Origin of the sequence: Pauljensenia sp. 20925_1_25, assembly GCF_041433955.1 — a bacterium.
Taxonomy (GTDB): domain Bacteria; phylum Actinomycetota; class Actinomycetes; order Actinomycetales; family Actinomycetaceae; genus Pauljensenia.
Genome location: NZ_JAPWCL010000001.1, coordinates 59381 through 72158, shown reverse-complemented (window position 1 = coordinate 72158; position 12778 = coordinate 59381). Strand labels below are relative to the sequence as shown.

Genomic DNA, 12778 nt, shown 5'->3' with positions numbered 1-12778 from the left:
AGTCCTCGTTCGACAAACAGTGGCGAGTTAAACACACGAGGCCGTGGTCAGGCTGAGCAAGTCCGCGCGGTTCCCAGCCACGGCCTCGTGCGTGGGCACCTACTTCCCCTTCCGCAAGCGTTGTTTCACGCCACCCGCAATACCCGTGGCACCCTCCGCGATGCCCGACACCGCGCTCTTCGCCCCGACCATCACGACCTGCGCCTTGCCTTTCATGGTTTTCTGGACGCCGTCCGCCACGAGCTGCTTGCCGCGCGCCGGAATCGTGTCGAGGACGTGCTGTGCCCAGGCCTCGGCGTCGATCCCGGGAGGGGGAAGCTCACGCAGATGCCCCTTCAGGCGTGCCGACTGGGTCTGGAGCGCCATGAAGGTCAGGCCGCTCGACACGAATCCACCAATCACAGGGACGATCTTCGAGGCCCCCTTCGTGAAGCTACTCTTCGTGATGTTGATGCCGATGACGCGCAGCGAGTACTTCACGACCGGGTACCACGTGACGCTCATGAGAGCCCGCTTGGTCACGTGCTTCTGATAGGCGGTTTTGGCGGCGATGCGCGCGAAGGCCATCAACGACTGGGCGGCTCCACCGACCCCCAGCATGACGCCGAAAAACACCGCGAGCACACCGATCATCTCTTCGTCCTCGTCCACGTCGGCGAGGAGGTCACGCCACCCGTACAGGTAGGCGAGCTTCTGCATGATCCGCAGAGCGTGCGCGTAGTACTGCATCAGGTCCGCGGGGATCGTGCCGAGCATCGCAAATCCTCCGGGCAGACCCGCCGCGAAGGAAAGTGCGGCCGATTTGTTCGTCTCGTAGGTGATCGTCTCGTCTGCGAGGGTGTCGAGGGCCAGCAGCGGAACGCCCGCAAGCGCGGGACTGGTGGCCAGCGCCCGCTCGATGACCTCCTCGCTTGCGCGCAGCTTCGTCAGTTCATGGCGTAAGAACTCATCGCGGTTAATCCGCACGCCCGGGAATCGAACGACCTTCTTCAGAAAGTCGAGTCCGTGCTGTTCCGCCGACGAGGCCTGCTCAGCGGTGATTCCACGCAGCTCGCCATCCACTCCATAGTCATTCGTCTTGCCGAGCATTGCGCTCCTTCACGTCTCGCTGTCCGCCGACAGCTCACTGACATCTACGCACACTCTAGCGTGGGACCTGCCTCTCCTCATGCACGAGGCCGGGGCTGAGTTCACGGATGAGCGCGCCTCAGTCCCGGCCTCGTCTCCGAGATGCTACTTATTCCAACCGAAGAGCCCCTTGACTCCGCCAGTGATCGCGGAGGCGGCGCTCGTCGCACCATCGGCAATCGCGGAGGCGGCGCTCGTCGCACCATCGGCGATGGCGGAGGCCGCGCTCGTCGCACCATCGGCGATGGCGGAGGCCGCGCTCGTCGCACCGTCGGCGATGGCGGAGGCCGCGCTCGTCGCACCGTCGGCGACGACCTTGGTCGTGCTTTCGAGCGCCCGCTGCGCGCTGTCCAGCACACCCTGTTCCTGGTCCTTGGAAGTCGCTTCGCTGACCGACTGCTTCCAGACCTCGGCATCGACTCCAGGAGGCGGCAGCTCGCGCAGGTGACCCTTGAGACGGGTGGACTGGGACTGGAGCGACACGAAAGTCATGCCGCCCGACACGACACCGCCGATGACTGGAATAACCTTGGAGACACCCTGGGCGAAGCTCTTCTTCGTGAGGTTGATGCCGATGAAGCGCAGGCATTGCTTCATGACCGGGTACCACGAGGTCTTAGTAAGTGCCTGCTTGGTCAGCTGCTTCTGGAACGCGGGCATCGCGACCGAGCGCGCGAACACTGTCAGCGACTGGGCCGCGCCGCCAACGCCGAGCATGACGCCGAAGAACATCGCGAGGACACCGATCGTCTCGTCATCGACCTCATCCATGTCACTGAGGAGCTCGCGCCATCCGTACAGGTAGGCGAGCTTCTGCATGATCCTGAAGGCGTGTACGTAATACTGGGTCAGGTCCGCGGGGATCGTGCCGAGCATCGCGAAGCCACCGGGGATACCAGCCGCGAAGGACATCGCCGCGGACTTGTTCGTCTCGAATGAGATGACACCGTCCGCAAGTTTGTCGAGATCAGTCAGACAGACACCGGCCAGCACAGGGTTCGAGTCGAGCGCGCTCGCGATCGCCTCGTCGCTCATGTGAAGTTTGCGCAGCTCCTGGCGAAGGAACTCATCCCTCGTGATGCGCACGCCACGGATGCGCACGACCTTCTTGAGGAATTCAATCGCGTACTTTTCGGCCTCCGAGTCCTGCTGGGCGATCGTTTCGCGCAGCTCATCGACACCCTCGGTTGCTTCGTCCGTGAGTTCCACTTCGCCGCTCGTGTCGAGCACGATCTCCCGGCCGTCTTCTTCGAATTCACCGTTGATGCCAAGCTCGTCGATGTTTTCGCTCATCTTGTTCCTTTACATAGCGTTGTTGCCTCAACACAGAGGCGAATAGTCAACAACTATAACCTACTTTTTTCGCGATCTGACGCCCATGACACACCGTCATTTTGCTCGGGTGCAAGAACATCAGGAACGGGCCTACTCTAGTCTCATGTGGTTACTCGCCGCCTGCTTGTCCGCCCTGTTCGCGGGGCTGACATCGGTCCTCGCGAAAGCTGGAGTGGCGACGACGAGTTCCACAGTGGCGACGGCCCTACGAACGGTCGTCGTCGCGGCAGGAGCGTGGGGCATGGCCGCCATGGTCGGATCGGCGTCATCCCTCGGCACCATCGACGGGCGGTCGCTCCTGTTTCTCATCCTGTCGGGCCTGGCCACCGGGGCCTCGTGGCTGTGCTACTTCGCGGCCCTCGCGCGGGGCGACGTATCCCGCGTGGCCCCCATCGACAAACTGTCGACGGTCCTGGCGATCCTCCTGGCCCTGATCCTGCTGAGCGAGCCTGTGACCGCCTGGAGTGTTGTCGGGATCGTTGTAATCACGGCGGGGACCCTGCTCATGGTCGACCCCGACGACCTTTCTGGGCTGCCGCTCGCCCTGCGCCGGGGCGGTAGTTGGCTCACGTACGCGCTCGCGTCCGCGCTGTTCGCCGCGTTGACGTCGATCTTGGGCAAGGTCGGTATCTCCGGGGTCGATCCGACGCTAGGAACTGCGGTGCGCACGCTCGTCGTGCTGGCCATGGCGTGGGTGATCGTGGCATGGCAGGGGCGTATTCGCGAGGTGCGGTCGTTCCCCGCGCGCGAGCTGGCCTTTATCATCGCGTCAGGTGCCGCGACATGCGCGTCGTGGTTGGCGTACTATCACGCGCTGAAAGACGGGCCCGCATCGGTCGTCGTCCCCATCGACAAGCTGTCGATTCTCGTCACCGTTGCCTTCTCGACGGCCGTGTTTCACGAGCGTTTCACGCGGCGATACCTGGCTGGCCTCGCCCTCATGTGCGCGGGCACGGCGGCCATGGTGGTGGCGTAGGGCCCATTGCGCGCAGCACCGCACACCCAGCATCAATCCGCGTACACGTACCGCCTTGACTTGACAGATACCGAAGCCCGGGTGTTACTATCAACGCACAACGTAGGCTTAGCCTGGTTAGCCGGGCCGGGTCGGGAGGGGATCGATCATTCTGGTCGCATTCCCTCCTTTTTATTACTGCGCAACTTCGAAGGTGATGAACGCATGCGCCGACGGTGCTATCAGAACAGAACTCTGAAATTTATCGAACAATCAAAGCATTGATAGAGATCGACGAAGGGTACTGCCAACGCGTGAGGGAGCGATTCGCAGCCCTTCCCGACTGACTTGACGACGCGCCGAACCACCGCACCACAACCCACCTCATGTAGAGGGGGCGCAGTCTGAATCATCCTGTGACTAGTGGCCTTGTTTTTCTTCCCAGGTGTCGGTGTTGTTGATGACTAGGTGGGACAGGGGGAATTTGCCGGTTGTTTCTGTGGTGGTGACGAGGCCGTTGATGGTTTGTGTTTCTCCGGTGAAGGGGTTGGTGGCGGTTCCACTCCACGTGGTGGTGAGAGTGATGTCGCGGTCTTCGTGGGGGTATGGGCCGTCGAGCATGGAGCGCCAGCCTTGGGGCGGGGTGTAGTAGTGGCGGATCAGATTCGGGTCGGTGTTCAAATCCATGCCCTCGGACCACACTGATCCTGTGGAGGTGGTGACCAGGTTGGGGGTGCCATCTCCCCAGTTCCATTCGTAGTTCGTGGCGGTGAGCGTGATCGTGATGTCGCGTCCCAGCAGGTTGATGACGTGTGTTTGGGTGGGGCTGGTGACCGCGACGATGGTGGGGATGAACTTGTTCGTGTAGGAGACCCCCAACGGTCGCTTATACAACCCGGCCCCGTCAGCGTGGATCACGGCTGCGGCCGTGTAAAGAATCTCTTCCGTTGTGGGCTGCCGACCGGGATCTTGCTGTTCTTGTTTGTCGTTGGTAGGTGGGGGAGAGTCGCACTCATAGTCCGAGGCGATACGACTGTTGGCTTCCTTACCGATGGCAGTGAGGACACATGCCTCCCAATGCCAGCCCATTTTCGCCTCAGGAGCAACTGCTGCCTGCGCTGTCTCTTTTGGGCGCTGGTCATCGAGCGCGGATGGATCGCTGGCAGCTGGATTTCCTTCCGATTCGTTTTCATCAGTTTTCCAATATCTTGCTCCAGCTTTGTCTCCATCAGCTGTGACGCAGAATCCAAGCTTCGCGTCTGGATTATCTGCACAACCTCCAGCATTGTCGTCGCCCGCCGCTGAAGATATGTTTACGCACAAAAGTGCAGTCGCGACAATAGAGGCAAAAGCGAGCGTTGAACGGATTTTATTTATCATTGCTGATATCCCCGTCAGTGACAACCCAGTGTTCGTTCTTCCATGTCATGAATAAGGTGACACTAGACCTGTATTCGCTCTCATCAGTGGATATTTTTTGGTTGACGCACGTCACTCCGTTGCTTGTTACAGTTTTGAACTGTACGCCAATAGTGTTGGGCTGTGCTCCCCATTTCTGCTCTGATACAGGCTCGACTTTAACGATCCGTGTGATGCTTGAGTGCATGCCGTAGGTCCAACCGCTCGCGTAAGATTTCTTGACTTTGTCGATATAAGTCTCACGGAAGCCGTCGCCGGACTGAGTGATATCTGCGAATGGTTGTGTATCACCTGTATTCCAGGCATATATGAGAAGTGAGAAGGCGTGTTCGGCTGCGAGTTCTGCGCCCCTCTCGGTGTTCTCCTTGGCTTCTTCGGGTAGTTCTGGTTTGGTGTAGGTGGATGCGGCGTGTTCGGCGGGGCGCACGAGCACGCCGTCGGGTCCGATCTGGTAGCCGCCCGACATCGCTGCCTCGGTGGGACTTGACGCGGATGGGACGGGCCTGGCGGTGGGCGTGGTGGTGGCTGCGACGGTGGGTTTCTCACCCCACGCGTGCCACCAACCGTTAGCGACGCCGTTGATGTAAACGGCGAAGACTGCCCCAACGACAAGCACAACGTAGGCGGCGCGCATCCCCCAATAGAACGGCTCGACGTGCAGCCAGGCCCGCACCCGGGCCTTCGCGCCCTTGGGGCGGTTGGCTCTCACCTCGGCCCGATAGTCGGCCCACCGCTGACGCAGCGTGTATGTGCGCGGCATGGACTCTCGCCGGAACTGCTCCTCGTCCTCCTCAGTCACGGGCCGCTCGGACAACGGTGGAACCATCATGTTCTCTCAACCTCCACAATGAGGTAGCTATCCTCCAGCGCACCCCCACCATCGGAAACACGCCCTGTTAAGAACACAGGCTACGCCCAGAACCGACACAAAACACTAAGAATGCCCAGTAACCACCATGAAACGTTCTCCCACCTCACGCGCGCGCTACCACACAACCCCGCCCCGACCTCGTCAAACGCGGATGAGGGACAACCACAGGGCAGCGAACGCAGCTGTCACACATCCCACCAAGCGGACACCGACCACCGATCACCGGGTGCCGACCACCGATCAGAGCAGCTTGTCGAGTGCCTCGCGGATGAGTCGCTCCTCCCCCGAGCCGTTCGTCGGCAAGCGCAGGACGGGAACGCCGTACGCGGCCATGATCGAGTCTTTGCGCGCATCGCGCTGCTGCTGTTGTTCGCTGCTGCCGTGATACTGCCAGCCGTCGACCTCGATGGCGAGGACCAAGCGCCCGGTCACCCGCGAGTACACCCCGAAGTCGAGGGCGCTATCCGTGAACACGAAGGCGCGCTGCTCCTCGCTGAGGCGACGAGTGTTCGGCAGCGCGTCCCTGAGGAATACTTCGGTCTGATAGCCGAAGCGAGCGTACCTTGGTTCCGTGAGCGCCTCGCGCAGGCATTGGTCGGCGATGTTTTCGGCGGGCGAGCGCCGACGGTCGGCCCACTTGGCGCGCGAGTAGCGTTCGAGCGACGCACTGTAGGCGTTATAGAGGACATCGAAAATGGAGACGATGTCGGACTGAACGACGGCGCTCGGGTCGTACATTTCGATGTAATCGAGCAGCGTCCTAATGTTTCGGCTCAGGCGGACGCCGCCGTGCGTGGTGACGACGATGAACCGGTCTTTGGCGCGCGACACGATGACGTTCGTCATGGCGTCAGAGTCGTAGAACTCGCGCGCGGCGGCCCGGTCGTGCGCGTTGAGGACCGTGGATAGGACCACCGTTCCAGCGCCGCGCCCCTGGAATTTGTGCGCAGTCTCCGCCAGCCATCGGGCGTGCTGGCCTTCCCCGAGGTCCGCGCGGATACGCTGGCGCAGGCCGGTTGCTTGTGCACGGAACGGGGTCACGACACCGAGGACGAAGTCGCCGGACTCGTCCTTATCATTCGCCTCGATCCCCTTGCGGATGACCCGCATGTCTTCGAGCTGGGCGATAATCTCGATCTCCCTCTGGGAGAAGAAGCTTCCCCCGCGCGCAGGCCGCCGCGCGTGGTTTCCCGGTGCGGCGTAGACGATCGCGAGTGGATCGGGGGCATCCTCCGCCGGCACGCGCATCGGGATCAGCTGGCCGCCGTAGTACATGCGGTTGCAGAACTCGATGATTGCGGGGTGGCAGCGGTAGTGTTCCTTGAGCAGGGTGCTGGGAACTTGTTCAGATTCGGTCATAGCCTTGACGGAATCGAGCAGCGACATCGAGCGCACATCGAATCGTTTCGCGGGCGGTTGCCGTTTGCTTTCGTCCCAGCCCTGGAAGATCGGCCCGATCTGCCGCGCGTCGCCGACAATGACGGCGTTGCGAGCCTTACTCAGCGCCGCTATTCCCTCCGGGAGCAGGACCTGCGACGATTCGTCGATGATGATCCAGTCGAGCAGCGTGTCCTCGGCCAGGTTATTGCGGATCGAAAAGCAGGTGGATGCGATCACCGGGTAGGTGCGCAGGAGGATGTCCGTCTGCCGGTTGAGCCACTGATTGGAGCTCAGACGGCTCGGGCGTTCGCGCTCGAAACGGTCCTGGAGGGCGGCGTCCAAAGCCTCGCGGGAACGGCGACGGTACTGCGCACTCACCTCGACGAGGCCGTGGCGGGCCGCGCGCGCCTCCGCCTCCTCGATGCGACGGCCGAGTTCGCGTTCGCGGGCCTGATAGAAAGCGAGTTGAAGCGCCAACTGGACATCCGGGTCCTCCAGGTCGATGCCCTTCAACGATCCGTAGGCGAAGTAGCGGCGCACCCGCTCGATGAAGCCTCGAGGACTGTGCCCAGGCCTCGGCGCGCAGCGGGCAAGGGCAAGCAGGTCAGCGATGGTCGCGGAACTGCGCCGCACGACGGCCAGATGCGAAATTTCCGCGAGCGGGCGGCGGCTTTCCTTCACTTTCTCTTCGAAGAGGAAGCGTTCACGCTGGGTCGCGGTCAGGCGTGCCCGGATCTGCGGGATGTCTCGTGCGTCCTCCCACAGGGCGACGAGCTGTCCCTCCTCGGCCCGCAGCGCAGCCTCGTTAGCACGGGCGGATGCACCCGGCGAGGCAGTGGACGCCTTCTTGGCCCAGGCCTCGCGCCGCTGCTCGAGAATCCCCTCACGCTGGTGGAATTCCTTGACGCGCTCCGCTTTCCCGAGGCTGGCCACCAGGAATCCGTAGCCTTCCTCTGTCAGCTTGTCGATGACGTTATCCACCGCGGAGTTGGCACCCGCGACGACGCCGACGGTCTTACCCTGCGCGATGAGGGAGGCGATCAGGTTGAGGATCGTCTGTGTCTTGCCCGTGCCGGGAGGACCATCGATGATCGAGATCTGGTGGGTGAGCGCGGCGCGAATCGCATTGCGCTGATCAATGTTGGAGTGGAAGGGCATGAGGAGATGGTCGCTCGCGCCCGTCGTCGCGGACGTCGACCCCGCGAGGAACGCTTCGAGGGCGGACCCTCGCGGCGCTTGCGGGAGCCGCTCCCAGACGTTTGCGAGAATGGCCGCCGGTGCAGACGCGCCCTCGCCCACCCACCGGGGATAGCGCTCGCTCGTGTCCAGCGTCGCCCCGGCCCGTCGCGCCTGCGCACGGACTTCCTCGCGGACATAGTCAAGGATGGAGGCGTTCTTACGTTGCTCCGGCGTCGCGAACGATGCCCTCACCTCGTCGCTTCCGTAGCGCCGAAGCGCGAGCGTGCCGTCAGCTTTCCGATACGCCAGCGTGTAGCGCGGATTACGCGGGTGACCCGCGCGGCGGAGCGTCCAGATGATCTCGACGCTGTTCCAGCGCTGCCCGCACACCCGGATCTCATCGAGGGCGTCGACCTTGCGGCGCTCAACCTGGTCGTAGAGGCGTACCCGATCCTCGCCGTATGGATACTGTTTGCCGTTGGTATAGGTGACGACGACGCGATTCCCGTCGCGGCACGCCTTCGCGACTTTCCAGGTGTGATCCTGCCAGTTCGGCGTGTTCTTATCGCGAATCAGGACGTGCATCGTGCGCGGATCGACGGCTTCCATACCCCTCCCCCATGAGTCTTACACCCAGGATAGGCGACTGATTGGACGCGGGGTCGATTGGTGGCGGCTTGCAGTCCGGCGGGACGCAGATGTGCATGGCCCTTCGTATCGTGCCGTTATGGGTATGTCACTTGTTTTTCTCCTGGTTGGACTGGTTGTGGGCGCTCTGCTCGGATACGTGGGGGCGGTGGCGCGCCGGGCGTCACAGCCGGGCGATGATGTGGTCGCCTTGCGCGCGCAGGTCGCCCGGTGGCAGGCGCGCGCGGAGGAACTCTCGCGTCGCGTCGAATCCGCCGAGGCTCGCTCCCAGGGCGACGCCTCTGTCCTGCAGGCGCTCGCCCCGGTTCGCGCCCAGCTTGAGCAAATGACGCAGCGCGTCGATCAGATGGAACAGACGCGGGCGCGCCAACACGGCGCCCTCGCCGAGCAGCTGCGCGAGTCCGCCCAGCGCGAGGTCGAGCTGGCCCGCACGACCGCCTCCCTGGAGGGCGCGCTACGCTCGCGCAGTGCGCGCGGCACGTGGGGCGAGGTCGAGCTGGCCCGCATCCTCGAGGCAGCGGGGATGATGCCGCACGTCGACTTCGCGGAGCAGCGCTCGGTTGGTTCGCTCACTCAGGGACGAGGCCTGGGCGCGGAGAGTGCATCGGGTGAGCGCGGGCGTCCCGACGTAACGATTCACCTGCCTGGACAGGGTTTCCTGGCACTCGACGCGAAGGCTCCGATGGACGCGTACCTGAGGGCCTGCGGCATCGAGGAAAGCGGCGAGATGGCGGAGGCCCGCCGCTGCTCGGAGTTGGCGGCGCACGCGAAGGCCCTGCGTTCTCACGTCGAGGCGTTGGCGTCGCGCGACTATGCGCGTCTGCTCGGCTCTTCCCCCGAGCTGGTCATCCTGTTCGTCCCCTCCGAGGCTGCGCTGTCGGCGGCGCTGCGCGCGGACGCATCGCTCCTGGACGACGCGATGGCACGCGGGGTGGCCCTGTGCTCCCCCGTCACGCTGCTCGCGGTTGCGCGCACGTGCGCGACCGCGTGGGCACGCACGAACATCAACGAGCAAGCGGACCAGATCATCGCGCTGGGCCGCGACCTGTACGAGCGGCTCGGCGTCGTCGCGAGCCACATGGAGAACCTGGGCAAGAGCTTGGCGCGCAGCGTGGACTACTACAACAAGGCTGTCTCCTCCATGGAGAACCGGCTCTTGTCCCGGGCGCGCTCCGTGAGCGCCCTCGAGGCAGCGTCGAAGAAGACCATGACAGCCCCTGAGATAGAATCGGACGCTGCCCAGGTCCGCTCCTTCACGAAGCCGGAGTTGACGGACCAGTAAGCGTGTCGGCGATACCATCCAGCTGTGCGCGGATCTCCTCGAAGGGGCGATCCAGGTCGAGTGTCGTCGCGCTGATTCGGTTGCCGCTCATGCGATAGTTGAAGTCGGGCTGGACCTCCTCGTCGGTCGCAGCGTAGAGGAGCATGCCCGACACCTCAACGCTCTCCCCCGCGCGCTCGAGGGCCACTTGCTTGTTCTTCACGTACGCGAAGATCTGGTACAGGTTCCCCGACTTTACGGTCTTTTTTTCATAGTACGTTTGCATCGTGGAGGTGTAATACTTCGCGTCGATGATGAGCACGCGGCCGCAAGCGCTCAGGGTGATGTCGCTGCGCATGGCGGGCAGGCCGACCGCGAAACCATCGTCCAGCGCCCAGTCGATGAAGGACGCGCTGGCGCGCAGCTGCGGGTGTTTCTTGCGGTAGTACTCGAGGATGAACTTCTCGTAGAGGCGGCTCATGCGCTGTTCGTCGAAGAAATCCATCATGCGCACGCTGCCGTCGCTCTGGGTTTGGAGGAGGCCCTTGACAACGAGCCAACACACCGCCATGAGCATACGGTACGTGCGGTTGTTACGGTCGTAGCGCATGTTCCAGTCGACGGTGTGCAGGTCGATATCGCTCACGTCGGCAAAGAACACCATGAGCTTCTTCAGGCTCTTCTTGCGAGCCTTCGAGATGTCCGAGCGCACGAGCAGCGCCACCGTCGCCTTGATGACGCGGTTCATCGTCGTATCGACGCTGAACTCGTCGTAGGAGCACACCAGCTGGCGGCGCCAGATCGCCTGCGATTTCACGGATTCGGTGACCTCGATTTTGCCGCGCAGCGAGGAGCGTGCCTCGGTCCGGTTCACGTATTCCTGCCCGAGGCCTCGTTTGAGCTGGAGGGACACGCCTCGCTCGAGAATGGCGGCACACAGCTCGGCCGCGTTGTCGAAGTCCTCCGTGGCCACGGCGCGGTAGCCTTGCTCGGTGAGCGCCGAGAAGGCGTAGGCGAGCATATGGAAGATGTTGCGGACGCGAATCACCGCAGCGACCTGCGCAGCCTGTCGCTCCACTCGCGGATCTTGCCGGGTTCGTCGAACCAGTATTCCTTGAGCATCGGGATGAGTTCGTACTCCACGATCGAGGCCAGGGCTGCGTCGGTGCAGGTGTCGGCGTCCATGTTGCAGAAGTAGCTGTGTCCGATGCAGAATCCCTCACCGAGCGACTCATCCTTGATGATCGCGCGATTAAGGGATTCCACCTCACGGACCAATGCCTCGAACAGAGTGTGCCCGAGCCCGGCGCGGTAGGCGCAAAAGCCATCAGAGTCGAAGGCGGGACGCAACTCCACGAAGGCGAAGCGTCGACGCAGCGCGTAGTCGAGCATCGCGAGGCTGCGGTCCGCCGTGTTCATCATGCCGATGATGTACACGTTGCGGGGCACGTAGAAGAGTTCGCGGGAGTAGAGCAGCTGGAGCTTGTTTTTCGGCCCGCGTTTATCACTCTCAATGAGCATGAACAGCTCACCGAAGATCTTGGAGAGGTTTCCTCGGTTAATCTCGTCGATGATGAAAAAGTAGTCGTTCTCCTCGTCGTCGGCGGCCTTCTTGCAGAAGGAGTAGAAGGCACCCTTGACCAGCTCGAAGCCTTCACCAGAGGGGCGGTATCCCTCGATGAAGTCCTCGTAGGAGTAGCTCTGGTGAAACTGGACCAGCATGACGCGCGAGGCGTCCTTGACGCCCATCATCGAATAGGCGAGGCGCTTGGCCGCGAACGTCTTGCCCACGCCGGGCGCACCCTGCAAGATAATGTTCTTCTTGGCGCGCAGGACGCCCACGGTCGCGCCGTAGCGTCCCTCGTCCATGAAGACCTCGTCGAGGAAGTGCCGGGCGGAATACTCGGTTAAAGGCTCCGATGGCACAACACTCTCAGCTGCCTCCGTGCTCTCCTCAAAGAGTGCTTCAACCCCGCCCACGAAATCTGTGTAGTCGCTAACCTCCGTGAGCGTCTTTCGCGCAAACGGCTTGTCTAGGCTCCAGCAACCTTTTCCGGTCCATCTCACATGACGAAGGTGGGGGAATCTGTCACCATCGCTATCGTAAAAGTATTCTCCAGTGACGATGCCACGCCCGATGATCTCCTTGGTGCCTCGTTTAGCGAAAATGATGTCGCCCGGCTTCATCTCCTTCGTGAACTGCCACGCAGCAAGAATGTCATTCGTCTGTCGTCCGTAGTCAGGGTAGACCTCAAGCATCCGCTCCCTCACTTCTTGCTTGCTGGTGTACACGGACAAATCACCGAGAGCAGCCGAGCCAAGCCCCATGACGCCACGCTCGTAGAACTCTTCCCACATGGACGCGTCCTCACCGGGCGCGTAGAGCCAGTAGCGCACGGTCTGAACGCCGTCATCCCCGAGAGCTGCTCCCTGCATTGTTACCTCCTTGAGAACCACAGCCATGAGTACTGGCTATTTGTCATCATGGCCACATACTACCACTCAGGTGATCGGCGACACGATTCACACTCGCACTCAACCGACAGCAAAGCCGGGCCACGCCCTCACGCGACCCGGTCACTACCTCGTCAGAGTTCTCCTG

At 62.5% G+C, this 12778-nt stretch carries 9 protein-coding genes; 2 read left to right on the top strand and 7 right to left on the bottom strand.

The features are described 5' to 3' along the window. Positions 1-99: 99 nt before the first annotated feature. Together O3932_RS00390 and O3932_RS00385 are read right to left on the bottom strand one after the other, a co-directional pair. Positions 100-1089 carry a hypothetical protein gene (locus O3932_RS00390; protein WP_371535405.1) on the bottom strand — a complete coding sequence of 330 codons (990 nt, stop codon included), beginning with the start codon at positions 1087-1089 and terminating at the stop codon, positions 100-102. Positions 1090-1233: 144 nt separating this feature from the next. After that, the gene (locus tag O3932_RS00385) at positions 1234-2421 is read right to left on the bottom strand and encodes a hypothetical protein (RefSeq protein ID WP_371535403.1); all 1188 of its coding nucleotides are present in this window, start codon (positions 2419-2421) and stop codon (positions 1234-1236) included. A gap of 145 nt (positions 2422-2566) precedes the next feature. On the opposite strand from O3932_RS00385, the gene O3932_RS00380 reads away from it, so the two are divergent. Further along, positions 2567-3439, top strand: coding sequence for an EamA family transporter (locus tag O3932_RS00380; protein WP_299240527.1), 873 nt, complete (start codon positions 2567-2569; stop codon positions 3437-3439). A 399-nt stretch (positions 3440-3838) separates the two neighbouring features. Here O3932_RS00380 and O3932_RS00375 read toward each other — a convergent pair whose 3' ends face one another. From O3932_RS00375 to O3932_RS00365, 3 genes are all read right to left on the bottom strand, one after another. Further along, the gene (locus O3932_RS00375; RefSeq protein ID WP_314736719.1) at positions 3839-4798 is read right to left on the bottom strand and encodes a hypothetical protein; all 960 of its coding nucleotides are present in this window, start codon (positions 4796-4798) and stop codon (positions 3839-3841) included. Beyond that, on the bottom strand, positions 4788-5636 hold the full coding sequence (locus O3932_RS00370; RefSeq protein WP_371535400.1) for a DUF6318 family protein: 849 nt from the start codon (positions 5634-5636) through the stop codon (positions 4788-4790). The genes O3932_RS00375 and O3932_RS00370 overlap by 11 nt, the downstream gene beginning before the upstream one ends. Before the next feature lie 312 nt (positions 5637-5948). Beyond that, the gene (locus tag O3932_RS00365; RefSeq protein ID WP_371535398.1) at positions 5949-8876 is read right to left on the bottom strand and encodes an AAA domain-containing protein; all 2928 of its coding nucleotides are present in this window, start codon (positions 8874-8876) and stop codon (positions 5949-5951) included. Positions 8877-8994: 118 nt separating this feature from the next. On the opposite strand from O3932_RS00365, the gene O3932_RS00360 reads away from it, so the two are divergent. After that, complete coding sequence (locus O3932_RS00360) at positions 8995-10197, top strand: DNA recombination protein RmuC (protein WP_009647899.1); 1203 nt, start codon at positions 8995-8997, stop codon at positions 10195-10197. Here O3932_RS00360 and mcrC read toward each other — a convergent pair. Further along, the gene (gene mcrC / locus O3932_RS00355) at positions 10169-11254 is read right to left on the bottom strand and encodes a 5-methylcytosine-specific restriction endonuclease system specificity protein McrC (protein WP_371535396.1); all 1086 of its coding nucleotides are present in this window, start codon (positions 11252-11254) and stop codon (positions 10169-10171) included. The two genes, O3932_RS00360 and mcrC, sit on opposite strands and share 29 nt — an antisense overlap. After that, positions 11221-12612 carry an AAA family ATPase gene (locus O3932_RS00350; protein ID WP_009647898.1) on the bottom strand — a complete coding sequence of 464 codons (1392 nt, stop codon included), beginning with the start codon at positions 12610-12612 and terminating at the stop codon, positions 11221-11223. The genes mcrC and O3932_RS00350 overlap by 34 nt, the downstream gene beginning before the upstream one ends. Positions 12613-12778: the final 166 nt, after the last annotated feature.

Coding starts and splice junctions, on each gene's coding strand:
- O3932_RS00390 (WP_371535405.1), bottom strand. CDS start 1,089: ATGCTCGGCAAGACGAATGACTATGGAGTGGATGGCGAGCTGCGTGGA.
- O3932_RS00385 (WP_371535403.1), bottom strand. CDS start 2,421: ATGAGCGAAAACATCGACGAGCTTGGCATCAACGGTGAATTCGAAGAA.
- O3932_RS00380 (WP_299240527.1), top strand. CDS start 2,567: ATGTGGTTACTCGCCGCCTGCTTGTCCGCCCTGTTCGCGGGGCTGACA.
- O3932_RS00375 (WP_314736719.1), bottom strand. CDS start 4,798: ATGATAAATAAAATCCGTTCAACGCTCGCTTTTGCCTCTATTGTCGCG.
- O3932_RS00365 (WP_371535398.1), bottom strand. CDS start 8,876: ATGGAAGCCGTCGATCCGCGCACGATGCACGTCCTGATTCGCGATAAG.
- O3932_RS00360 (WP_009647899.1), top strand. CDS start 8,995: ATGGGTATGTCACTTGTTTTTCTCCTGGTTGGACTGGTTGTGGGCGCT.
- O3932_RS00350 (WP_009647898.1), bottom strand. CDS start 12,612: ATGCAGGGAGCAGCTCTCGGGGATGACGGCGTTCAGACCGTGCGCTAC.